Origin of the sequence: Corynebacterium rouxii, assembly GCF_902702935.1 — a bacterium.
Lineage (GTDB): Bacteria > Actinomycetota > Actinomycetes > Mycobacteriales > Mycobacteriaceae > Corynebacterium > Corynebacterium rouxii.
Genome location: NZ_LR738855.1, coordinates 2,110,549 through 2,134,009, shown reverse-complemented (window position 1 = coordinate 2,134,009; position 23,461 = coordinate 2,110,549). Strand labels below are relative to the sequence as shown.

Sequence of the window (23,461 nt, the reverse complement as noted above, 5' to 3'; positions counted from 1 at the left end):
CCCATTTGCTTGCGCTCCTTCGGCAATGAGAGCTCGGAGTTCATCGGGGACAGGGCAAAATCACAATGGCGGCCTGGATGAGGTGTGGCCGTAATGGGCTGGTTAGCGGTGGGGAAAGGGCTTGGCTATTGGGGGCGGGGTCTAAAATCACTGCCATGGCTTTGACATGGAAACAGGTAGCGACGATGAATCGCTTTAAGCAGGGTGTTGTGCGCCTGCGTGCTAATTGGGTGTATGTGATTCAGGCAGGTTTGGCGGCGGGGCTGTCTTATTATGTGGCGTTGCATCTGTTCCATCACGCGGAGCCGTTCTTTGCACCGATGGCTACGGTGATTGTGCTGAGCACCACAGGTGGCGAGCGTTTCCGTCGTGCGTTTGAGCTGGTGTTGGGCGTGAGTATCGGCGTTGGGCTTGGCGACGTCCTCATCGCCTTCGTTGGTTCTGGTGTTTGGCAGATCGCTGTGGCGGTGTCGTTGTCGATTATGTTGGGCACGATCGCGGATAAGGGTGTGTTGGTTGCTAACCAGGCGTCGTTTGCGGCGGTGCTGATTGCGACTATTTTGCCGCCTGGTACCTCGGGTGGCGCGGACCGCATGATTGACGCTTTGGTGGGTGGTCTTGTTGGTATTGCTGTGATTGCGTTGCTGCCGGAGTCGCCGTTGCGTTCTGGTCGCCGCGAGATCGCCAATATTTTGGGTGTTGCAGCCCAGGTACAGCGTCAGGTCGCTGAGGCGCTGCGTAACAATGACACCGATGGCATTGTGGATGCGCTGGTGCGTGCTCGCGGTACCCAAGGCCAAATTAATCAGATGATTGCTGCGGCGAACATGGGTAAGGAGACGATTCAGGCGTCGCCACTGTTGTGGGCACAGCGTCAGCGGATCCGTTCAATGATGCGCATCCTTAACCCCGTGGATAACGCGATGCGTAATACTCGCGTGCTGGCACGTCGCGCGTTGGTGTTGTGTGAGGATAACGATGAGGTGTCGGGCCGTCAGATTCAGATCATCGAGCAGCTCGCCGAGGTGTCTGAGGACCTAAGCAACCTTTACTTTGGTAACTCCGAGTTGTCGGAAAACGCTGAGATCCCACGGTTGGTCAACAACTTGAAGATGATCGGTTCCCGCACCGGCCTTGAGGTCAGTGAGGGCAAGGTGCTCTCCGCGCAGGTGGTGCTGGCGCAGTCGCGTTCGCTGGTGGTGGACCTGTTGCAGATCTGTGGTCAGTCGCGTCGTTCCGCTGTGGAGATCTTGTCGCCAACGTCTATGCATCCTGCTTCGGTTAAAGAGATTTGGAATGACGACTTGTAAAGCCTTATGTGCACAATAGGTGCACATAATAAAACGCATCGCGTGTGGGAGAAGAAAACCCCCACGCGATGCGTTTTTAATGCGTTAGATTAGCGGCGGAATGCTCCGAGGAACTCCTGCAGCCAGCTCGATGGCAGGCCGCGGAAGAACTCGCGGAAAGCATTTTCCTCATCTTCGGTCATGCCTTCGGCACCGTCGATGATTACCTCGTACTCCTCAACAACTTCCTTGGTTGCGCGGGTGTTCTCGAGGTCGCGCTCCAGCTCTTGCTTCTTTTCTGGATCAGCTTCGCGGGAAACCTGGCCTTCGAGTTCTGCTTCGCGGGCGTCGAGGTTAGCGCGGTCCTCGCGGGCCTGCTCACGCTTCGGGGTGAGCTCTTCGCCGGACCAGTAGCGCTGCATGGTTTCGCGCTCTTCGCGGTCGCGAACTGCCTTGGCACGCATGATGTCGGCAGCGGACGCTGGGGTGGTCACTGGCGAGTTGCGCAGCTTCTGCACATCAAAGTCGTAGAACGGCAGGGAGCGGGACAGATCGATGGGGGAGTTGATCTCCTGGTCGGCGATCTTGCGGAACACGGTGGTGGTGAAGTCGCCGACGTCGGAACGCCAGATCACGTCGGAGCCGAGAAGCTGGCCGACGTAGCCCTTGCCCTCGATCCATGCTGGTCCGCCGGAATCGCCGTGGTCGGAGCCATTATCAGCGGTGATGACCACTGGGCCGTTGATATTGGTGATAGGGGTGCAGGCAACGCGGTCGGTGCGGCCACCGTAGTTGCACAGGTTATCGCCGACGGCTGGGGTGCGGGCGATGGTGTTTTGTGAGAAGTAGTTTTGGCCCAAGACGGCTGGGTCGTCGATCTCAACGTATGCGACGTCGGAAGCACGGTTGTTAACCGACCACTCGGTGCCCTGGATGTTTTGCAACTGCTTCCACTCGGAGGGGTAGACATGGTGGAGGGTGCCGATGGGGTTCTGGAAGTTGTCCATAACCGCTGCGCCGTTCTCACCGCAGTGAGCGTCGGTCCATACGCGGTTGTTTTCGGTGTCAACGAATCCTACGGTGCACACGCCGAGCATGTTGCCGTCGGCACGCACAAGCAGGGAGTCCCCTTGGTCAACGGCAACGCCGGGGATGTGGGTAGGCTCTGGTGCGCGTTGGGCGTGAGCAGGCAGAGCGAATGTCACGGAGCTAGCAGCAACAATGGCAATGAGGGATCTTCTCATGTTAGGTTCCTAACCTCGATTGATGGTCCAACAAGCACTAAGGTAGGTGGCTTACACGGGTAGATGTTCTTTTTCCCTCAATGGGCACTAGTGAATTTTTTTAGGAATTGCTGATGTTATGGATGCGTAAAGGCTATCAACGGGTGCAGCACGGCTTGTTGTCCATTGTGCAGATGTCGGTGGCCGCGGGGCTGGCATACTTCGTCGCACTTGATTTTCTACACCATACAAAACCATTTTTCGCACCCATGGCTGCAATCATCATGCTGGGCCTGAACTCGGGAAATAGGCTCAAAAAGGCCGTGGAACTGTCTATCGGGTGCTCGCTGGGCGTAGGCTTGGGCGACTTCCTGATTTACGGCATTGGCTCCGGCTACTGGCAATTGGCATTGGCGGTGTTTATTTCACTGTTCCTTGCCACTTTTCTATCTTCTAGTCAGCTTCTTATTAATCAAGTCGCAATTGGATCGATACTCATTTCTACTATCATGCCGCCAGGCTCTACGGCGGCCACTGACCGCATGATCGACGCCTTCATCGGATGTGGTTTTGGCATCCTCACTATGGCATTGCTGCCACACTCCCCACTGGCAGAAGGCCGCCGTGAAGTGGCAAAAGTCTTAACCATGGCAAGCGGGGCGCTCACGCAGGTCAGCACCGCCATGCGCACCGGCGACGTGGACGGAATCCGTGAGGCTTTACGCCAAGCAAGAGGCTCCCAAGCAGCGATTAACGCGATGATCGACGCAGCAAAATCCGGCCAAGAAGAGGTCGCTGTCTCGCCGTTCCTGTGGAGTTCCAAAGCTCGAGTTAGGTCTTTTGTGAGGATCTTGCACCCCGTTGACAATGCAATGCGCAACACGAGGGTGCTTGCGCGCCGGGCGCAGGTCCTTATCGAGGACGGCGATGAAGTATCTGAGGCACAAGTTCAGCTTATCGACGACCTCGTCTCCGTCACCGCGGCCGTCGCCGGCATCTATGATCGCCGCGGTGCCGCCTCCGAGGCTGCGGAAATTCCAGAACTGGTGCGCACCCTCCAAACCATGGCGGCGCGCGCAGGACTGAGCGTTGCCGAAGGTAAAGTGCTTTCCGCGCAGGTGGTGCTGGCACAAACCCGCTCGACCATCGTGGATCTGTTGCAGGTGTGTGGCATGTCGCGTGCCTCCGCAGTGGCAAGCCTAGCGTTGACGTCGGAATCGCCGGCTTATCCTTCCGAAATCCGTGACGATCCCAACCACTAAGGTCGCACGCACTGCAGATCCCGCAGGTGGCGGTACACCGTCACACGATCCACGGGACGTTTTCTAGACACGCCATCAATGCTTACACGGAAATCAATGCCGCCGCCTTGCAGCGCGCGACCGTGGAGCTCACGATCGCCGAGCTGGCTGCGGGGGACTGGACGCAACTTATGCAAGAAACTCGGGCTTTCTGGAGTATCAATAGCCGTGGTGAGTACGCGGGCACTAACACCTGGTGCGCTCACACCAGATTCTAACCGTGCCCCAAAAACGCCATAACGTGGGGCTTTCTTCTTGCCCTCGTGGAAAATGAGTCGGGTATCGTCCACGATCACCTCGCCGGTAAGCTCCCCGCCGTCCCACGCAGTCACCGTGGCAATACCTGCGATCGCCACGCCGGCGTCGTCACGCAATAGCGGCTTGGGTCGCACCTGCCCCTCAACCGCAAACTGCGCAGCGTTATCCGGCAACCCCCACAACCGAGCCACGTGGGAGTAGCCGGTGGGAACGTAGGCAACCTCCACCCACATCGTGTCTGCCCGCATCAACCGCGTGACCACCGCCGATAGTGCTGCGTCGCTACCGACGACCACCACGCGTAACGCCTCCGGCACGGGCTGCGGTGCGAATTGCGGATCGCCCAAATGTGGCACATCCGGCATGGCCGCAATCTCATCCAACGACGGCGTGGGATCCTCCGGCAAAATAGCAGCAGCGGCAGCATCCACCGCCTTGAGCTCCTTGCGAGTAGGGATCTCAGACATATCAAGGCGGGTAGCACCAGGAATGACCACGTCTGCGGTGGGTCCACAATGTAAGGCAAGCAACTGCATGAGGATAAAACTACACGCTAGGAGGCTATGCGTCCTTCTTGGGGTGTGGTACCGAATACGTGCAGCTCATTTTGGCAATGAGTGTGTCGTTTTCCTGTGAGAAAATCTCGGTATCCGTCACAATCACTGTGCGGCCAGCGCGCACGATTCTCGACACCGAATACACGTCACCATCTCGCGTATTAGACACCACGTTAATGCTGGAGGCCACTGCCAACGGGAACACACCCTGTGGCACATTGTGCATAGCGAGCCAAGTACCGCTGATATCTGCAAGGCCAAACAGTGACGGGGCAGAAAACATACCGGCAGGCTGGGTGATGGCCTCGTGTAATGGCATACCCAACCGGACTTCTTCCTCGGAACCAGCAATAGGGTATAGCTTAAGGGTCTGGGCTACATCCGTCACCCGCGAGTAAAAGTCATTCCATTGATCGTGAAAAGTCATATGAGCTCCAAGTCGTGAATATCGCTGGTCTGGCACGCCACCCAATCAGGTTCTGCGACCATGAGGGAGACTTCTTCTAAAGAACGCAGCTGTACGTCCAAGGCGTAGCGCAAACCGGCCGCCTCACACTCCTCAATGTGCGAGCGGTTGCCTTGTTCCACTGCGACGATGACGCGTCGGCACTGGTGATGGTTGGCAAATATGCTGGCGATTTCGGTGCGCATGGTGGCAGCATCGCTGTGGTCTACCTCCATGTCGTGGCGGCCAAAAGGGTAGGTGTGCCGCAGCGGGGACTGAGAAATCAACCGCATTGTTACACCGCCGTTCCAGCTCGTTGGGTCAGTTCTTCTTCTACTACGCGGCGCAGCCCGATCTTGTCGATCTTTCCTGCGGAATTGCGCAGAATCTCGTCGACAACAACAAGGTGGCGGGGGAGCTTGTAGCGCGCAAGGTGGCGTTCGCAGTGGGCGCGGAGGGCGTCGATAGTAATCGTGGCACCTGGGCGAGGCTGCACGACCGCGACGATGGTTTCGCCCCACCGCTCGTCAGGGAACCCCACCACGGCGTTGCCAAAGATGTCATCATTTTCTGCGATGACGCGCTCCACCTCAGCAGGGTAGACGTTCTCGCCGCCGGTGATAATAAGGTCTTTGAGGCGGTCCACAATATAGAAGTATCCGTCCTCGTCCTTATAACCCAGATCTCCAGAGTGGAACCAGCCGGCCGTGTAAGCCTTCTGCGTCATCTCGGGATTGTTCCAATACCCCGTGGCCACGTTGGGCCCGCGCACCCAAAGCTCACCGGTCACGTGTGGCTCTTTAATATCCTTACCGGTATCAGGGTCAACTAGTTTGACCTGCGTGTATGGCATAGGAATGCCGCAGGACCCGATCTTCTTCTCCGTCATCACAGGCGGCAGATAAGTGGCAAAAGGCGAGGTTTCCGTTAACCCCCACGCCTGCTGCACCACGATCCCTTTATCCATGTAGCGACGAATCAAGGCAGGCGGCACCGGAGCACCGGCACAAATAACCGCGCGTAACGACGCCAACTCGGCGGTGGCAAAATCCGGATGGTTATACATTGCCTCCAACTGTGCAGGCACCAAGAACGTGGACCCGACGCGATAGCGCTCAATGTCATAAAAGACTTTTTCGGGATCAAAATGGCGGTGTACCACCAGCGTATTGCCACGCTGGAAAGACCGAATAGCAAAAGAATTGAGCGCACCCACGTGAAACAGTGGGGCAGTAGCAAGAGTGGCATCCCCTGGGTGGGTATCTACCATCGTGTCCACATTCACCGAGTTCCACCACAGGTTGCCAAAGGTTAACTGTGCACCCTTGGGCAAACCGGTGGTACCGGAGGTAAACAACAAGAGTGCGAGATCGTTCATGGTCATTGGCCGTGGCTTGCGCACATGAGAGACGTCTACATTGCCGATCTGCGAGGTAGAAGACCAATACAATGGCACCGGATCAGTAGGTTGTGCATGAGGATCGGTGTCGACGACCACCACATGGTGGCGCTCGATGCCATAGACCTTTTGGGCATGTGCCAAGTGGCTGCCTTCTACGATGACGGTATGCGGGGTGCCCTGCATGAAAAGCTGCGATACCTCGTGTGGGGATAGCCGGAAGTTAAACGGCATAAACGTAGCCCCCAACCACCAGGTAGCAAACATGGCGAAGATAAACGACGACGAATTCATCCCTATATAGGCCACTCGGTCACCTTGGCGCACCCCAGACTCATCTAGGTGCGCAGCCCACAACTGCACCTGCTCAGTGAACTCTTTGTAGGTGAACTCTTGGTCCTCGTAGACCATGGCGATAAGGTCTGGTTGGTACTGCGCAAAGCGTTTAATTTGGGCACATGGGTTAATGCACTGACTTGCTGGATTGTGGTCTACACCTTGGACGATCATAGGTCGTCACCTCCTGAGATTCGGGCGAAGCCGCGTGCAGAAATTCCGCCATCGGCATGGATGATGGTTCCGGTAATCGCCCCAGCGTCGCGGTCGGAAGCCAACATGATATAGGGGCCAGTGAAGTTATAAGGATCAGTAGAAATGTGGTGGAGTGGAATATAAGGATTGCCACCTTCGGGGCGGTTATCCATCACATCGGAGAACTTGCGATTATCTAAGCCCGCGCTTTGCGGGCCAGAAAGATTGGTGCGCATACCGCCCACAGCCACACCGTTGACACGCACCTTGGGGGCAAGCTCATAAGCCAGCTCCAGCATGATTCCTCGGCACGCGAACTTGCTTGCCGTGTACGAAGGGCCACCACCAGCGGTATAAAACGCGGCATTGGACAGGGTGAAAATCATCGAACCCTTGGTTTTAATTAGCTCTTTCCACGTGGCTTCCGCGGTGAGCAACGCGCCCTTAGCGTTAATACTCATGACCTCGTCAAACATATCGCCGATTTGATCGCCAGAAAGCCTGGTAATAGAGCGGTTGTAATCCCAAATACCAGCGTTAGGGATCACTGTATTGATTTGGCCAAATGTGGCGATCGTGTGTCTCACTGCCTTATGAAGTTGCTCGGGCGAGCGGACGTCGGCAGCAACGGAGAGTACACGTTCAGGATCCAAAGATTCAGCGACTGCACGCGACCTATCAAGATCAACATCGAGGACGGCAACATTGGCGCCTTCCTCGCTAAACCTGCGAGCTAGGGCCGCACCCAAGCCGGAGCCACCACCAGTAATAAGAACTGTCGAACCGGAAACCATGAGAAGTCCCTTCTTAGAAGAACGTGGAGATGTTCTTAGATGCCAGCACGTTGATATCGAGAAGAATGTGACGATCGCACACCTTGAGCCCCTGATCGCTCACCCGTAGCAGGTCAGTACGCGTACCTACATATGTGTCTTGTTCCCGCTCTAAGCGAGTCCGCCATACATAGAAGTTGGTGCGAGCCTCAATAAACTTGTTGCCCTCAGTATCAGTGGCATGACGTGCCCGAAGATTAGTAATCAGATGGCGAGTACGTGACGGCGGATCCTCCGCCCACGCCATACCGGAATCAAAACGGCGAATGCGCCACGCAAGGGACTCTCGGGTTTCGTCGTAAAAAGCAAGGCCGCCTGGCTCAGAGATTGACAACGCCTGCTGCCTGCGCAAACGATTGGTGCGCGTAGGAGCCCAGTAGAACAGATCATCGTCAAACAGATCCAGCCAATCGACGTAGCGCCCTTCGTCTAAAAGGTCGGCTTCCTCGAAATAGAAAGAGGACAACTCGTAATATAGTTGGGCATCAACGCGGTCGTGGAGCTCGATGTCTTCGCGTCGCAAATAGTCAGTCATTTTTGTTACCTCGCCAGCTTCTTTACGGGGATAGATGTGTCTGCCAACTGGGCCGGATCTACAACAATGCCGCGATCGATAATGCGACGAGCAGCACGAACTGCCATCGAATCGTCAATAGACGCAGCACCTCGAAGCGTGCCATCGTCCGCCACACGGAACACCACCGCCGGCCTTCCCTCAGCATCGGGGCGTACCACCGACGTACCCAAGTCCGTCATAGAACCCACGCCTTCTACGTGGTGACCGTAGCGGTCAGTCCAAAACCATGAGGTAGTACGCTGTGGGCGGGCATCGCCCATGATGCTGGCAGCCGCAGCCTGGGCATCCTGCATCGCAGAATCCCAATGCTCATGCCTGCGATCCAACGTCCCATCCGGATTCTTATGACGGGCGCAATCACCAATCGCCCAAATATCCGGATTATCAGTACGCTGATCGTGATCCACCAGCACACCACCATCACATTCCAGCTCTGCAGAATCAGCCAAGGACTCGTCAGGGACCAATCCGATACACAGCAGCAAGGCATCCACACACACTGTGTCAAAACCATCAACCGAAACATGGAAGCGCTCACCATGTTTTTCCACACCTGTGGTCATCCCATTAACAAATTGCACGCCATGATCTTCATGCAGCCCGTGGAGGCGCTCCGCCAGTTCAAAACCCACAGCGGGGATCAACGAGATAGGAGCCGGATCAATCAACACCACGTTTGCGCCCAAGGATCGTGCAGAGCTCGCCACCTCGGCCCCGATAAGACCAGCGCCGATGATACCCACCGTGGCACCATCGACAAGCTGCTCACGAAGCGCAAGAGCATCTTCAGTTGTGCGCAACACAATGATGTCGTCATCATCAAAACCTGGCGTATCGCCACGCCGGGCATGCCCACCAGTGGCAAGAACCAGCTTGTCGTAATCAGTCACGCCACCATTGCTCAAAATCAGCTTCTTCTGGTCGGCGTCGACACGTGTGACCTCGCCCGTGATCACCGTAATGTTGTTGTCCTTGTACCACTGCTCAGGAGCAAGAAGAAGATCCTCCGGCGACTTCGTGCCCACCAATGCTTCTTTAGAAAGTGGCGGACGATCATACGGAAGACCTGCCGGATCAATAATCACAATGTCTTGGTCCCAACCACGTTTGCGTAGCTCCGAGGCCAAAGTAAAGCCACCGATTCCACCACCAACAATCGTTACGTTACTCATGGTGTTCTCCTCCTATTCGCCAGCTGCCGAGACACCTGGGTAGAGCCACACTTCGCTATCGCGAACCTCCACCTTGTGTGTATGGGTATCTTGCGTAGCGGGCATGCACAGCACCTTGCCCGTCTTCAAACAGAACTTCCCTGCGTGCATAGGGCACTCCACCTGAGAACCCTCGATCCAACCATCGGCAAGCGACGCAACCTCGTGGGTGCAGACGTCGTCAAGCGCGTAAAACTCATCATCTTCGGTATGGAACACCGCAATAGCAACAGGGTGACCAGAATCTGATGGATCGACCACAATGGCCTCTTCCATCTCAATATCGTCAACGTTGGCAACCTTGATAGCCTCAGACATAATGCAAACTCCTCAAAAACAGTGCGGGAAAATTAATCAGTCGTCTCGTGCCACGCGGGCGTCGACATAAGCTCTTGCCAGCGGCGATACAAACCACGACCAGCCGCATCGGAATACAACTCCGAAGTAGTGCCAGGGAACCCCTCATGCTCCCCCTCAGTGCCAATCCCCATTTGGTAATTCAACGCAGTGTTACCCACCATGAACGCATGGGCATTCGCTTGACACTCAGACCAGTTCTCTCCGTCGTCCTGCTCAAAAATTCCTGACGGACCAAAGGTGCGCAGATTATAAAGACGCTGCGCCTTTTTCACCTCATCTGGCATGGACTTATCCAACACAGTCCACGACCAGACCTCCATCTTGTTCGGCCCCTTCGGATGCCACACACGGATCGAACCATTGACCGGAAGATAAGAGAAATTAGGAAAAATCGTAGCGTGACCATTGGTTAGCGGGCCCATAACCTGCTCAGGCGACAAACGATCCCGCAAGAAGTCATAGTCGTAGTACTCATGCACCGGCTGGGCATCAAAACGATTCTTAGGATGAACAGGGAAGCCAGCACCATTGCCGTAGCGGTCGGTGTACTGGCGCCCAGTACGCTCTGCAATCTCCTTCTTTGGCCCCTTGCCCGTAGGACTCATCACCATCAGTGCGGAAGCATGAGACATATTCACGTGGTACCAATCAGTAGCAAACTGCTCCGCAGCCAGCTTCCAGTTACCATCAAGAACCCACTTGGTTACCCCGCCGACAACACACGTCCCTTCGGGATCACGATCCATAAACGCATCGATGTACCACTTCATATCACCCAAGCAGTCTTCCAACGGTTCTGCATCCTTATCCCAGTTAGCAAAGATCAAACCCTTGTACTTTTCCACCCGAGGAGCAGTGACCAAACCCCAGTCTTCCTGCTTAAAATCCTCGGGATAATGCTGCTTGCCGGGCAGGCTCACAAGTTTTCCGTCGAGGTCATAAGACCAACCGTGATACGTGCACGTAAAGTTCTTCGTTGATCCCTCATCCGCACGGCACACGCGCGCACCACGGTGGCGACAATTGTTGAGCAAAACACGGATTTCACGCTTCTTGTTCATAGAAGCAATCACGGGATCTTCACCCATGTATGTCTGAAAGAAATCGCCAGGCTTTCTAAACTGATCCTCGTGACCGATAAATAACCAACTACGGGCAAAAATCCGACGCATCTTTTGGTCATAAACCGCCTTGGAGCTAAAAATGCGACGATCCACGTAGCCATTGTCCGGATCAACCATGCCACTGACGTCGATAGTGTGGTCAAGGTTGTCGGGGCGGACGATTGTTTGCTGTTGAAGCGGAGAATCCGCTGAAGTGTGATCGCACATCGTTGCAGCTCCTTCGAGTTATCCGTGAGTATTTGCGGGAAAACGGTGATGCCTATGATCCATATTCGCGATCGCCGTGTGATGTGAACTGTGTCATGTTTTTCGAGTGCGTGCCCAGTGGTGTTCCGCTAATTGGAACGAAAACGCATGGTGTTCCGTCAGGCAGAACGGGCGTGGGCTAGTGAGGGATTGCGTTTTAGGTTATGAAGCACATTTGTTACCTAACACACATTTTCTTATAAGGGGAGCTGAGCCACTGTCATGAATGGTGTAACTGAATCCATAGATATCAATGAGTTAATTGATGTCCGATATTTCTGGGGAGAATTTTAACGATCCTTCGCACTACTTCGTTAGCGATTGGGGTTGGCGAGTACCGTTCTTATTGTCTGCAGGAATTGTTGTGTTGGGCCTTTATCTACGTGCCGGATTAACCGAGTCTCCGGAATTCGAAGCAGCTCGCGCGCGTGGAGATGTGCATACTGGCATCCCATTGATCAAGATGTTGAAGGACTCACCAAAGGAATTGGTTTTGGGTGCTTTAGCCGGAGCTGCGGGTTTGTTTATTCAAGGATTGCAGGCATCTTATATGGTGCCTTATATTGTGGAGCGCACGGCCAATACAACCCAGCCAATAACACGTGCTGATGGTCTAATGATGATTACAATTGGCTCACTCATAGCTATCTTTGTTATGCCATTTCTTGCATACCTATCTGATCTATTCGGTCGGCGTCGAGTGATGATCACTGGTGGTCTAATATCGGTTCTAGGGTTCTGGCTGGTAGTACGCATGATTGATCACGGTTCGGGCTGGAGTATTTGGATTGCACTTATAGCTCTCGTGTGTATTGTTCAGCCGGCACAATATGGGCCTATTGGTGCCTTTCTTTCGGAGAAATTCGATGCTGCGCACAGATACACAGGTACGGGAATTACTTTCCAAGTTGCGTCTATTTTAGGTGCGGGCACCGCACCATTGGTAGCAAGCCGTTTGATCTCGCCAGAGCATGGACTCACTAATGTTGCTTTGTATGTAACTTTCCTGTTTGTAGTTTCAACACTGGCGATATACCTGTCTAAAGAGACTTCGCATCGTGAATCTCATGATGAGCGTTTCACTGAGACTGTTATCGTTAAAGCCTAATTCTCAATCCCCAGGGCGTCATGATGTATGGCGCCGCTTGGGGGTTGCGTGCTGTGGGATCGTTATCTTGATGCTCGGTACGGTGATTGTCACGTTGGCGGGGCTCGGAACAACTCCAGTCTCATCGCCTGTATGGGTGTGCTCTATTGCCACGGGCACGCGAATTCCTTAAGGAACTGTTGCTGCAAGCTTGTTGGTTGGTGTGGTGGTAGCGCATACGCTGCCGCGCATGCGCAGACGTGAGTAGTTCGTGCCAACTTTCACCGTTTCTTATATTTCCGACCTGCGGAAATGATCAAGAGGTGAAAAAGTTTTGGCACGAACTACTCACTGTGCGGTTTGGTGAGGATTAGATTCGAGTACTCAACCACTGCATGATGACCTTGTTGAATTCTTCGGCGCGCTCCACCTGGGACCAGTGTCCGCACTGACTAAAGATGTGGGCATCAGCGTTGGGTACTACATTGAGGATGTCCCAGGTGCGTGAAACGGGGATGACTACGTCATTAGTACCGTGGATGAGCAGTACGGGAATGTCGAGTTTTGCTAGGACGTCGAAGTCGAGGGGGAGCTCGGTGCGGTCGCGGTCGCGAGCTGCTACGACTTCGCCGAGACGGTCGGAGGCGGTGTCGTTGAGCGCGGATTGGTAACGCAGTTCCACAAGTTCGTCGGTGATGAGGCTCTTGTCTACGACGAAAAGTTCAAGGGTGTCGCGGATGCCTTCTGGAGTTAGCGTGGGGTTGGAGTGTCCTTTGAGCGCGCCGGTAAGTTTTGCTCCGCCGGTTCCCATGGAGATAATTCCGAGGAGGCGTTCTGGGTAGTCGATGGCGAATTGGAACGCGAGCCAGCCTCCTAAAGAGTTGCCCACAATCCATGTTTTTTCAATGCCGAGTGCATCGAGGACGCGCACTGCGTGGCGGACCCATTCTTTAATTCCGTATTGGGTGTCTTCGGCTACAACGGTCTGGCCGTAGCCGATGGAATCGATGGCGATGCAGCGTCCGGCTTGAGAAATCTCGGGGAGGTTGAGCCACCAGTTGGCGGCGGCGGTAACTCCGGTGCCGGAGCCGTGGAGGAACAGGATGGGGGTTCCCTCGCCTAGCTCATGGTAGTGGGTGAGCTCACCGGGGGCGGTTTCAAGCCATTTATCTTCTAGACCAAAAAACGAATCGGTTGTGTATGTAGGTATCTGAGTATTCGACATGGCCCCACCCTAATAAATGCCTCAAAAAGGGGTAGAGGATGTTCCGCTAGGCGGTACGATGTGAACAAACAGGGGAAATAAGGCAATGAGAAGGACCCACATCATGACTCAGAGTTCGGCAACATCCGATACCCGTAGCGCAGTGGATAAGGCGTTTAGCCTGATTCGGTGCTTTAATCCGGAAGATACCGCGGGTGTGGGTGTTTCTGAGCTAGCGCGCCGGGCCAACCTTTCTAAGTCCACCGCGCATCGCCTGTTGGCCACGTTGGTGAGCAATGGTGCAGTGCAGCGCGGTGGCGATGTGTACCGATTGGGGCCGTTATTTTTCGAGTTGACGTCCGAGGCGGCGTCGAAACGCGGGGAGCATGTGTCGGAAGTTCTCACACCGTTTCTGGCTGCATTGTTTGAGCGCACGCGCGCAACGGTGCATCTTGCGTACATGGAAGGCACAGATGTGGTCTACGCCAATAAGTTGTTCTCGGTGCGTGGCGTGAATGCCCCTTCGCGGATTGGTGGGCGCGTGCCTGGTTTTTGTACCGGTGTGGGCAAAGCGATGATGGCGTGGGATAACTTCTTGGTCGATCAGGCTATTGAGCGTGGATTACCACGGTGGACACCGGGGACGATCACAGACCCAACGGAACTCCGGCGCACTCTTGCGCGCGTGAGGGATGAGGGGGTTGCGTACGACCGTGAGGAAATCACGCAGGGGCTTCATTGCGTGGCCGCCCCAGTGTTTGGGCTGGGTAATGAAGCAGTTGCTGCGATGTCCGTCTCTGGTCCCGTGGGGTCGTTTACCCCTGAGGACCATGTTGCCATTTTGAAGAAGATTACTCAGGCGGCAACAAAGGCGTACATCGCAGCAGAAAAGAAGGGTTTTGTGCGTTAGTTACTGGTTTTTCAAAGCGACGGCGACGTCGATGATCATGTCTTCTTGGCCACCCACGTATCCGCGCCGACCAACCTCACGCAGGATGGCGTGGGCGGGAACCCCGTAGCGTTGCTCGGCGCGTTCGGCGTGGAACAAGAAAGAGTTGTACACACCCATTTGCCCTTGGATGATCGACGCTCGATCCATCATAGGGAGACGATCAACCATAGGAAGTAGCACATCTTCCGCGGCATTTTGCAGCGCTGCGACGTCCACCTCACCGATGTTGAACCCCAGACACTCAAAGGCGGTGGCCAGCACCTCAATAGGTGCGTTACCTGCACCAGCGCCCAACCCATAGAGGGTGCCGTCGATCTGTTGTGCACCAGCCCTAGCTGCAAGAACGGAGTTTGCTACGCCGAAGCTCATGTTCTGGTGGCCGTGGAAACCCACTTGGGCGTCGGAGCCGATCTCATCGAGAACAGCTGCCACACGGTCGCTGGCTTCTTCCATGATGAGCGCGCCTGCGGAATCAACAACGAATACGCATTGGCAGCCGGCATCGACCATGATCCGGGCTTGCTCGGCCAGTTTTTGTGGGGCCGCGCGGTGCGAAAGCATGAGGAACCCGCCGGTTTCTAACCCGAGTTCACGGGCGGCTTGGAAATGCTGAATGGAAATATCAGCCTCAGTGCAGTGGGTGGCCACGCGCAGCATGGAAATGCCACGCTTGTGTGCTTCTTTTATATCGTCCACACGACCCAGACCGGGCAGCAGGAGGGCTGCGATTTTTGCGTTGCGAGCCTCATCCACGGCGGCCTCGATGAGGTCGAATTCGTTTGTTTTGGAAAAACCATAGTTGAAGGTGGAACCACCGAGGCCATCGCCGTGGGTGACTTCGATCATTTCCACGTGGGCGTCGTCAAGCGCGCGAACGACGGCGCGTACCTGTTCGGGTGTGTATTGGTGTCGCACGGCGTGGGAGCCGTCGCGAAGCGTGGTGTCGTTGAGTCGAATTTTCTTGTCGGTCATGGTGTGAGTTCCCTTAGCTTTGAGTGTTTGCCAAGATTTCCGCGTAGCGATCAGCGGTGGCTACGGCCGCGGAGGTAATAATGTCTAGGTTTCCGGCAAACTCGGGCAAATAGTCAGCGGCACCTTTGACCTCGATCAATACGGTCACGCGCGCCCAGCCGCCCCAATCATCCCGGGCCTCGTCGAACTGCGGTTCCGCGGTCAAGTGGTAGCCCGGCACATAGCGTTGCACCGACGCAACCATGCGCTCAATCGACGTCCGAATATCCTCCTGCAGCGCCTGATCTGTGCCCGCCTGTGCTGGCAGCGCACAGTACACCGTGTTCCTCATGAGCATTGGCGGCTCCACGGGGTTCAAAATCAAAATGACCTTGCCCTTACGCGCCCCACCAAGCTTTTCGACGGCAGCCTGCGTCGTTTCAATGAACTCGTCAATATTGGCACGGGTGCCGGGACCCGCCGAACGTGAAGAAATCGACGACACAATCTCCGCGTAATCCACATCAACTACCTGCGAAACGGCCTTCACAATAGGCGTAGTGGCTTGGCCGCCACAGGTAATCATGTTGACATTGTCCACCGCGACCAAATCATCCAAATTAATTGAAGGACACAAATACGGGCCTACAGCAGCAGGGGTGAGATCAATCGCGCGAATCCCCGCCTGCGCATACTTCGGAGCATGTACGGTATGGGCGGTAGCTGAAGTGCACTCGAAAACTAGGTCCGGTAGTGGATCCTGCTGTAACAACCAATCCACTCCCTCAGCCGAAGTGACAAGACCATGGTCTGCAGCTCGGCGCAACCCATCTGAGTTCGGGTCCACACCAATCATGAATTTTGGTTCCACGTGCTCGGAATTTTTCAGCAACTTGAGCATTAAATCGGTGCCAATATTGCCAGGGCCTACGATGGCAGCAGTAAGTTTTTTCGTCATAAAGCCTCTCCTAAACAAACGTCAGGCTCATCGAGCCATACGTGCCGTAATCGATGGTGACCTCTTGGCCGGGGACAACTGCAGCCGCCCCGCAAAAGCTGCCAGTGAGAATAATGTCGTCCGCGTTAAGTCCCACACCCTGAGCACCTAAGACCTCAGCCAGCCACTTTAAAGGAGCCAGTGGGTGCCCCATCACCGCAGCACCTGTGCCTTCACCAGCAAGTTCCCCAGAAATAAACATGCGCGCCGGAATTGTGGGTAAAAGATCTGCGGACACATCGATCGGCGTATCATCGATGACCACCGCACCGCAAGATGCGTTATCTGCCACGGTGTCTACTAAGCGAATATCCCAGTCGCGGACGCGGGAATCGATAATCTCTACCGCGCGGTGTACCGAGCCCACCGCGGCGATGACCTCTTCCATAGTGGGAGTGGCACTGATATCGGCTGCTAGAACGAAGGCCAACTCAGGTTCAACCTTGGGGGATATAAACTGCGAAACCTCAATGGCATTGCCTGCGTGGTAGAGTTGTTGGTCGCTAAAGAACCCAAAATCAGGGCTGTCTACTCCCAGCTGTTGTTGCATGGCTATCGACGTCAACCCGATCTTGCGGCCCACAATCCGGTGCCCCGCCGCAACAAAGGCATGCTCTTGAGCTTGTTGGATGGCATATGCGCCATCGAGCTCTAAACCGGGAATGGTTGTGCGCGGTGGTTCGATTGGTTGCTTGGTGGAATACGCCGCGAAAAGATCAGCGGCCACGTGATCGACAGTAGTCATAACGGTACTTTCGTAATGTGGTTAGTAGCAGGAAGTGCGGTGATCAAAAGTGTAAAACTGCTGGTAGGGGCACGCCTACAGGTGTTCCGGTAGCTGGAACACGGGGAGCAACCACTGAGGTCTAGTGGGCAATCAGAATGCCGAAACCGGCAATGAATTCGGGGATAGGGCGGTAATACTCCAGCTCGCAAGAATAATCAGGATTCATTGCGTGCAATGCCGATACTGCAGCAACCCACGTGCGAACCTCATGCACAGAATGCCCAGCGGTGGCCTCCATGGACTCGGCTTGGTAGGCGTCGAAAAGCTTGGGGTCGTTGCTGGCACACACCCGCATGAACTCTTGGTCCCACTGCGGATTGATATCCATAATGGGGGCTTCCCCGCGTGCAAACTTCTTACCCATCTCGATCACACGAGCCTCTCGTGCCGCGCGCGTCTGTGGGGTACGTGCCGAACGATCCAACAACATCGCTTTTTGTTCCTCTGTGGCCTCATGCCAACGAGGAAGCGGCGGATCATGCGACAAACCACCCGACGCAATGAACAACACCTTCTTATCAGTGTTTTTAAAATACTCGCCCACCGCCTGTCCCATCGCTCGCACCCGCGTGATGGGAGCAAACGGCCATGCCACACCATTAACGTAAATCGGGATGATCGGATGCTGATCCACAGCAGAACCAAAGGCTAACTCCAAAGGCTGAACTGCACCATGGTCAACCTCCATATTGCGTGAGATGGCAATATCTACCTTTGCGTTAAGGATCGCCTGCGCTAGCGGCTCCGCAGTGGTCGACACATTGAGTCGCTTGTCCCAGGAACCGTAATCGCCAGTGCCAAACGCCTCAAAACCGACGCAAAACGGGGGCATGAGCTCGTAGAAAAAGCCATTAAAATGATCCGGCCAAAACACCACGATCTCATCGGGGGCGTAATCACGAATAAAGCTAGCAATACGATCAAACTGCTGATTAAGCTCGTCCATCACCTCCTGTGCGGGTTGGTTGTGGTGCAGAAGCGGGCTGTGCGACATAGCGACGAGAGCTGCAGGCATGGGCAAAGTTCCTAACGTGTTGCGTGAATCACAATGTGGGTTCATTATGGGTTGTCCCTTGCTATGGCTCAACGGCGCGTTCCGGCCATTGGAACACGGGGCTATTAGTCGCTTAGCGTTGCGGGAACTTTTCCACCCCTGCGAAAGGGTGCACGTATGTGGGGATAAACTCTGGGGTTTACGTAAGGGGTTTTGGCTAAGTGGTGGCGTTAATGTGACATATTTCCGAAAATACTTCCGCTTCGGAGTAAGCTCCAATGTCTCTCAACGCGCCTCGCACTGGTATGGCCGCCCCTGTCACCGCTGGCATAGCCCTCGGCAGAGTGGTAGCCGTTGCCAACGCTGAACCAGTCGTTACCGCACAGTTCCCACCGCATTGTCCTGGGTGAATTCACCTTGCCTAAAATCTTTAAAAAGGACAATGTAGAAAATTAAAAACGCCGATATTAAAGATTTAAGCCTTGATATTGTCGTCCCGATTACGCTTAAGGTTTCCAAGGCTCACGTGGCAGGAAATGATACAGCTTTGCCGCTGAGCGAGGTCAATGGCATTCAGGCGATTACCGTCAGTGGCGATACATTCCAGCGCACTGAAGCTGGAGATAAGTACACGTATAAGCTCCCAGAAATCCACGTTGATTCCCAGGTGGCAAAAGCTGGCCGAGTTAACTTCTACTTCCGTCCAGGCAGGGCCTACTGCACCACAGCCAGATAGTCCTGCGCCTGGTTGGTTGTTCACCAACGTCAACGATCCGGAGCCGGTCGCAGTGGCGGCAGCAGCGGCCATTGTTAAGGAAAGCGTCGCTAAGCGAAGCGGCGGAAACCGTGCCAACGAACACCAAGAAGAAATCCTTTTTGAGCATGATTTGGCGGCTGATTCGTCAATTCTTCTCCTTCATTTTCGGCCTCTAAAACGCGCAGCCCGCTGAGGTGTTAGCCATGTAATGGCATGGCGGCGGGGAAGTGAAGTAGACTTAGGCAACGTCAATGAGCCGTCCGTGCGATTCGGACGGCGTCGAACAAGTCGGAAGTGACGTAAAAGAAGATGGCGGCAATCGTTATTGTTGGAGCCCAGTGGGGCGACGAAGGTAAAGGCAAGGCAACCGACATCCTCGGTGGCCAGGTCGATTACGTGGTAAAGCCTAACGGTGGCAATAACGCGGGACATACCGTGGTTGTTGGTGGCGAGAAGTACGAACTCAAACTTCTGCCAGCCGGTGTGCTTTCAGAAAATGCAACCCCAATTCTCGGCAACGGCGTTGTGATCAACCTCGAAGCCCTCTTTGAAGAAATGGACGGCCTGATCGCCCGCGGTTGCGACGCATCCCGCCTGCGCATTTCCGCAAACGCCCACCTAGTGGCCCCATACCACCAGATCCTCGACCGTGTTCAGGAACGCTTCCTAGGCAAGCGCGCCATCGGCACCACCGGACGCGGTATCGGCCCAACCTACGCTGACAAAGTCTCCCGCGTAGGTATCCGCGTACAAGACGTTTTCGACGAATCCATCCTGCGTCAAAAGATCGAGTCTGCGCTCAATGTGAAGAACCAGACCTTGGTCAAGATGTATAACCGTAAGGCTATTGTCGCTGAGGAAATGGTGCAGTACTTCCTCGGCTACGTCGAGCGCCTGCGCCCCATGGTCATCGAGGCCGAGCTGGAGCTCAACCGTGGTCTCGACGAAGGCAAGCACGTGCTCATGGAAGGCGGCCAGGCAACCATGCTGGACGTTGACCACGGCACCTACCCATTCGTCACCTCCTCCAACCCAACCGCGGGCGGCGCGTGTGTGGGCTCCGGTATCGGCCCCACCCGTATTACCTCCTCTCTGGGCATCATTAAGGCCTACACTACCCGCGTTGGCGCTGGCCCATTCCCAACCGAACTATTTGATAAGTGGGGTGAGTTCCTGCAGACCACCGGTGGCGAGGTCGGTGTGAACACCGGACGTAAGCGCCGTTGCGGCTGGTACGACTCCGTGGTGGCTCGCTACGCTTCCCGCGTGAATGGCTTTACGGATTTGTTCTTGACCAAGCTTGATGTGCTCACTGGCATTGGTGAGATTCCGATCTGTGTTGCTTACGACGTCGACGGCGTGCGTCACGACGAAATGCCGATGACACAGTCCGACTTTCACCACGCCACCCCAATCTATGAAACCATGCCTGCATGGGATGAGGACATCACCGGTTGCAAGACTTTCGATGATCTGCCGGAAAAGGCACAGTCTTATGTTCGTCGCCTTGAAGAGCTTTCCGGTTGCCGTATCTCCTACATTGGTGTTGGCCCAGGACGCGATCAAACTATCGTGTGCCACGATGTAATGTCCTTCTAAGGAGCAGCCGAAGGTAGGAGTGTAGCTTTATTCAAAGATGGGGTTGCGTAACTTAAAAATAGATTTAAGTTACGCAACCCCATCTTTGAATAGATATCTTTTTATGTAGATAGTAGATACACGGCGATATGATATCCGAGTTCGATTAAAGGGATTGGGATAAAATAAACCAATATATAATTATTTTAACTTTCAGTTAATTAATTTTTTATTCTTTTATTATTTTAAACTTAAGTAATGCTTGAAAAAACTGCTTTTGTTGTAAAAACGGTTGCTCATATTCATTAATTTTGATACTTTCCTACCAGAGCTCTAAGGTTATATTTAAGCATTGAGCTTGTAGTTTGTCTGCGGAAATGTCGCTATTTCCAACGGCTATGTAGTTCCTCTCACTATAATTGGAGTAGGTGTGCCCTTATGGAATGCCACAAACCCTCAAAATCTCTGAAATCCTCACGATTATCGCGCAAAGCGCTGTCGCTAGTAACTGCGCTTAGTGTAGGCGCTGCATTGGCAACGGTATCGAGTCAAGCCTCAGCGGAACCTTCTGTTCCCTCACCACGTACACCAAGTGCATACAACGATAATTATGGTCGTAATGTAATTGGTGAAGAAAAACTAGAACAGTTAAAGCCTTCGGTTACCGGCGGCGAAAAGACCGTGAAAGTAGGTGACCACGTTGCCTATGAGTATAAGGTGAAAACGGGCTTCCCGAATGACCCCAACAACGTAACCGCTCAGCGATGGATGCGGTTAACTCTAACCGAAAATCCGCAAGTGCCATTCGATAAAGATGTCAATGGTCTTCCAAAAGTTGAAGGGCTTCCGGCGGACTCGAAGATTGAGAAGGTCGAAGGGGATGACCACTCTTGGCGTGTTGTTTTAGGTGCAGAGTACCTAGACATGGATAAGAGCGGAGCTAGGGTAAATAACCCTCAGCACTATCAGTGGAAAAATGACTCTTCAAACTGGGATAAGCATGGCCCTTGGAATCCGCCTGAGTCGATAGATATAAAAGTTCCAGCGGTAGTTGCTGGGACTTCGGGGGACGGTTTTGCTTCGGGCAAGATGGAGGTTGTTTCGGGGCGCTTAGCTGACATCGAGCTGCAAGATAATATTGAATACAAGTTCATTGAAAACAATGGTAAAGGCTTGTGTAAGTGGGAAGCGCATTATGAAACTCAGTTAACAAAAGATGACGCAAGCTATTGGTTGCAAAATGTGACTGTTTTTCAGATCCTGAGAGCACGGAAGATTTTGTGGCGCTCCCGTATCGCTATAAGGGACTTACTCCAAATCTGATTCGCGGTGAGGTTAAAGTCAACGGCCAGAAATATAAGGATTTGCAGCGAATAACGCCTAAAAAATCCCAAGATTTCCCCGGTTACGAGATTGGGGAGCTAGTGGTGACTGATAAAGTTCCACCGTTCTTTTCGGAAAAATGGATTTTACCCAAGTATCCTGTCGAGGTTGATTTTATTTTTGAGAACCCATGTGGAGAAAAGGTTACCGAGCAGGTTGTAAAAGATAAACCTAGGTTTATAGCTGGTTATGGGAATGGTCTAGTGCCTGAGTACACGTTTGTGCAGGCATCTGGTGCCTTCGTAGGCATGGTCCGCCCTCCTGAGGATGCATCGGATTCCGCTGAGTTCAAATTTATTAAGGAAGAGAAGAAGGGCTCGGTGTCTGTTGGTGATTTCGTTTGGATCGATGCAAATAAAAATGGCATTCAAGATTCGGATGAAAAGGGGCTAGCAGATGTAGAGCTTGAGCTTTCTTACCTAGATGGGTCGCCGGTAACGGATGTCCATGGACAACCTGTTCGTACTGTGAAAACCGGTGCGGACGGAAAGTATTTGTTCAAAGATCTTCCGATTCCTCAAGACAACCAGCGATACCGTGTAACAGTTGGGACGGTTCCGAATGGTTACGTTCCCACTCAGGCGGAGGTCGGTAATGCACGTGAGAAAGATTCTTCTACCAAGACATCTGATGCAACCGTTTTGTCTAAGGACGGGGATAGCGATCTGACGCTAGATTTTGGTTTTGTCAAGGAAGAAGAACCTGTCGCTGAGCCTGGTTCGGTTTCAGTCGGAGACTATGTATGGTTCGACGCTAACGCTAACGGCGTTCAGGATCAAAATGAGAAAGGCCTGGCTGGAGTAACCCTCGAACTGCAAGGCCCGGATGGTCAGCAGGTAACTGACATAGGCGGTGCAATTGTAGAAAAGGTTGTTACTGAGCATGACGGTAAATACCGTTTTAGTAATCTTCCTATACTTACAGAGGGGCAAAAATATAAGGTTGTTGTTAGTGATTATCCGGAAGGGTATGAGCCAACTGTTGCCGCAAGTGGTAACGATGTTGAAATGGATTCCTCAACCGGTTGGGCAGAAACTGGCAAGATGATGTCCGTTGACGGTGCTGTTGACAACTCCCTTGATTTCGGTTTCGTGCAAACTGATGCCCCCTGGGATGGTAAGTGGTGGCTTTCGTTGATTCCTTTAGCTGTAATCCCGTTGATTCCACTTATCGGCGGACATGCAGGAAGCAGTGCGGTGCCGACATCCCCTGTGCCTCCGCAGCAGGGGTCGACGAAGCAGCAGGAGCCTTCCTCCCAGTCGCAGCCGGGTAAGCAGCAAGCTACATCACAAAAACCTGCTAACAAACAACTGGCTGCTACAGGTGCGGGTGTTCTTGGGATCTTAGCGATGGCAATTGCTTGCATAACTGCTGGCGTTTTCTTGGTAAGGTCTCGTAAAAATAGTTAACAGAACGT

General features: G+C 53.9%; 25 protein-coding genes. 10 read left to right on the top strand and 15 right to left on the bottom strand.

What is annotated here, in order from left to right; translation table 11 throughout:
- Window positions 1–185: 185 nt before the first annotated feature.
- Complete coding sequence (locus CIP100161_RS10475) at window positions 186–1,310, top strand: FUSC family protein (protein WP_155874584.1); 1,125 nt, start codon at window positions 186–188, stop codon at window positions 1,308–1,310.
- Window positions 1,311–1,399: 89 nt separating this feature from the next.
- On the opposite strand, the gene CIP100161_RS10470 is transcribed toward CIP100161_RS10475, so the two are convergent.
- Window positions 1,400–2,533, bottom strand: a complete 1,134-nt coding sequence (locus CIP100161_RS10470; protein WP_155874213.1) for a chymotrypsin family serine protease — start codon at window positions 2,531–2,533, stop codon at window positions 1,400–1,402.
- 113 nt (window positions 2,534–2,646) lie between these two features.
- Between CIP100161_RS10470 and CIP100161_RS10465 the strand changes: the two genes are divergently transcribed.
- A complete protein-coding gene (locus CIP100161_RS10465) occupies window positions 2,647–3,774 on the top strand; it encodes an FUSC family protein (protein WP_155874211.1) in 1,128 nt (375 codons plus the stop codon).
- Here CIP100161_RS10465 and CIP100161_RS10460 read toward each other — a convergent pair.
- From CIP100161_RS10460 to CIP100161_RS10420, 9 genes are read right to left on the bottom strand one after another with little or no spacing between them, the layout of a single operon-like run.
- Entirely contained in the window at window positions 3,771–4,607 is an 837-nt protein-coding gene (locus CIP100161_RS10460; RefSeq protein WP_174775782.1) for a hypothetical protein, read from the bottom strand. The two genes, CIP100161_RS10465 and CIP100161_RS10460, sit on opposite strands and share 4 nt — an antisense overlap.
- Window positions 4,608–4,632: 25 nt before the next feature.
- Window positions 4,633–5,055, bottom strand: coding sequence for a PaaI family thioesterase (locus CIP100161_RS10455; protein ID WP_155874209.1), 423 nt, complete (start codon window positions 5,053–5,055; stop codon window positions 4,633–4,635).
- On the bottom strand, window positions 5,052–5,366 hold the full coding sequence (locus tag CIP100161_RS10450; protein ID WP_155874207.1) for a hypothetical protein: 315 nt from the start codon (window positions 5,364–5,366) through the stop codon (window positions 5,052–5,054). Before CIP100161_RS10450 ends, CIP100161_RS10455 begins: the two co-directional genes overlap by 4 nt.
- Window positions 5,367–5,368: 2 nt before the next feature.
- Window positions 5,369–6,982 (bottom strand): acyl-CoA synthetase, encoded by a 1,614-nt coding sequence (locus CIP100161_RS10445; RefSeq protein ID WP_155874205.1) that lies wholly within the window; start codon window positions 6,980–6,982, stop codon window positions 5,369–5,371.
- On the bottom strand, window positions 6,979–7,797 hold the full coding sequence (locus CIP100161_RS10440) for an SDR family NAD(P)-dependent oxidoreductase (protein ID WP_155874203.1): 819 nt from the start codon (window positions 7,795–7,797) through the stop codon (window positions 6,979–6,981). Before CIP100161_RS10440 ends, CIP100161_RS10445 begins: the two co-directional genes overlap by 4 nt.
- A gap of 13 nt (window positions 7,798–7,810) precedes the next feature.
- Window positions 7,811–8,371, bottom strand: a complete 561-nt coding sequence (locus tag CIP100161_RS10435; protein WP_155874201.1) for an aromatic-ring-hydroxylating dioxygenase subunit beta — start codon at window positions 8,369–8,371, stop codon at window positions 7,811–7,813.
- A 5-nt stretch (window positions 8,372–8,376) separates the two neighbouring features.
- Complete coding sequence (locus CIP100161_RS10430; protein ID WP_155874199.1) at window positions 8,377–9,585, bottom strand: NAD(P)/FAD-dependent oxidoreductase; 1,209 nt, start codon at window positions 9,583–9,585, stop codon at window positions 8,377–8,379.
- Window positions 9,586–9,597: 12 nt separating this feature from the next.
- Window positions 9,598–9,942 carry a non-heme iron oxygenase ferredoxin subunit gene (locus CIP100161_RS10425; RefSeq protein WP_155874197.1) on the bottom strand — a complete coding sequence of 115 codons (345 nt, stop codon included), beginning with the start codon at window positions 9,940–9,942 and terminating at the stop codon, window positions 9,598–9,600.
- A 32-nt stretch (window positions 9,943–9,974) separates the two neighbouring features.
- A complete protein-coding gene (locus CIP100161_RS10420) occupies window positions 9,975–11,315 on the bottom strand; it encodes an aromatic ring-hydroxylating dioxygenase subunit alpha (protein ID WP_155874195.1) in 1,341 nt (446 codons plus the stop codon).
- A 304-nt stretch (window positions 11,316–11,619) separates the two neighbouring features.
- Between CIP100161_RS10420 and CIP100161_RS10415 the strand changes: the two genes are divergently transcribed.
- Complete coding sequence (locus CIP100161_RS10415; RefSeq protein ID WP_155874193.1) at window positions 11,620–12,462, top strand: MFS transporter; 843 nt, start codon at window positions 11,620–11,622, stop codon at window positions 12,460–12,462.
- A 349-nt stretch (window positions 12,463–12,811) separates the two neighbouring features.
- Here the strand turns inward: CIP100161_RS10415 and CIP100161_RS10410 are convergent, their stop codons facing one another.
- Complete coding sequence (locus CIP100161_RS10410) at window positions 12,812–13,666, bottom strand: alpha/beta fold hydrolase (RefSeq protein WP_155874191.1); 855 nt, start codon at window positions 13,664–13,666, stop codon at window positions 12,812–12,814.
- Window positions 13,667–13,769: 103 nt separating this feature from the next.
- On the opposite strand from CIP100161_RS10410, the gene CIP100161_RS10405 reads away from it, so the two are divergent.
- Window positions 13,770–14,555, top strand: a complete 786-nt coding sequence (locus CIP100161_RS10405; protein WP_232053147.1) for an IclR family transcriptional regulator — start codon at window positions 13,770–13,772, stop codon at window positions 14,553–14,555.
- Here CIP100161_RS10405 and dmpG read toward each other — a convergent pair whose 3' ends face one another.
- The 4 genes from dmpG to CIP100161_RS10385 all read right to left on the bottom strand — a co-directional run bounded on the left by dmpG (window position 14,556) and on the right by CIP100161_RS10385 (window position 18,347).
- Window positions 14,556–15,569 (bottom strand): 4-hydroxy-2-oxovalerate aldolase, encoded by a 1,014-nt coding sequence (dmpG, locus tag CIP100161_RS10400; protein WP_155874187.1) that lies wholly within the window; start codon window positions 15,567–15,569, stop codon window positions 14,556–14,558.
- Between the two features lie 13 nt (window positions 15,570–15,582).
- Window positions 15,583–16,506, bottom strand: a complete 924-nt coding sequence (locus CIP100161_RS10395; RefSeq protein ID WP_155874185.1) for an acetaldehyde dehydrogenase (acetylating) — start codon at window positions 16,504–16,506, stop codon at window positions 15,583–15,585.
- A 10-nt stretch (window positions 16,507–16,516) separates the two neighbouring features.
- Window positions 16,517–17,290: a 2-keto-4-pentenoate hydratase gene (locus CIP100161_RS10390; RefSeq protein WP_155874182.1), complete on the bottom strand. Its 774-nt coding sequence runs from the start codon at window positions 17,288–17,290 to the stop codon at window positions 16,517–16,519.
- Between the two features lie 121 nt (window positions 17,291–17,411).
- Entirely contained in the window at window positions 17,412–18,347 is a 936-nt protein-coding gene (locus CIP100161_RS10385; protein ID WP_155874180.1) for a 3-carboxyethylcatechol 2,3-dioxygenase, read from the bottom strand.
- A 257-nt stretch (window positions 18,348–18,604) separates the two neighbouring features.
- Between CIP100161_RS10385 and CIP100161_RS12395 the strand changes: the two genes are divergently transcribed.
- The 6 genes from CIP100161_RS12395 to CIP100161_RS10360 all read left to right on the top strand — a co-directional run bounded on the left by CIP100161_RS12395 (window position 18,605) and on the right by CIP100161_RS10360 (window position 23,453).
- Complete coding sequence (locus tag CIP100161_RS12395; RefSeq protein WP_269472950.1) at window positions 18,605–18,736, top strand: hypothetical protein; 132 nt, start codon at window positions 18,605–18,607, stop codon at window positions 18,734–18,736.
- A gap of 116 nt (window positions 18,737–18,852) precedes the next feature.
- Window positions 18,853–19,062 (top strand): hypothetical protein, encoded by a 210-nt coding sequence (locus CIP100161_RS11915; RefSeq protein ID WP_174775781.1) that lies wholly within the window; start codon window positions 18,853–18,855, stop codon window positions 19,060–19,062.
- Between the two features lie 16 nt (window positions 19,063–19,078).
- Window positions 19,079–19,276, top strand: a complete 198-nt coding sequence (locus CIP100161_RS10375; protein ID WP_155874178.1) for a hypothetical protein — start codon at window positions 19,079–19,081, stop codon at window positions 19,274–19,276.
- Between the two features lie 116 nt (window positions 19,277–19,392).
- Window positions 19,393–20,682: an adenylosuccinate synthase gene (locus tag CIP100161_RS10370; protein WP_155874176.1), complete on the top strand. Its 1,290-nt coding sequence runs from the start codon at window positions 19,393–19,395 to the stop codon at window positions 20,680–20,682.
- Window positions 20,683–21,099: 417 nt separating this feature from the next.
- Complete coding sequence (locus tag CIP100161_RS10365) at window positions 21,100–21,984, top strand: hypothetical protein (protein WP_155874174.1); 885 nt, start codon at window positions 21,100–21,102, stop codon at window positions 21,982–21,984.
- Complete coding sequence (locus tag CIP100161_RS10360; RefSeq protein WP_155874172.1) at window positions 21,942–23,453, top strand: SdrD B-like domain-containing protein; 1,512 nt, start codon at window positions 21,942–21,944, stop codon at window positions 23,451–23,453. The genes CIP100161_RS10365 and CIP100161_RS10360 overlap by 43 nt, the downstream gene beginning before the upstream one ends.
- Window positions 23,454–23,461: the final 8 nt, after the last annotated feature.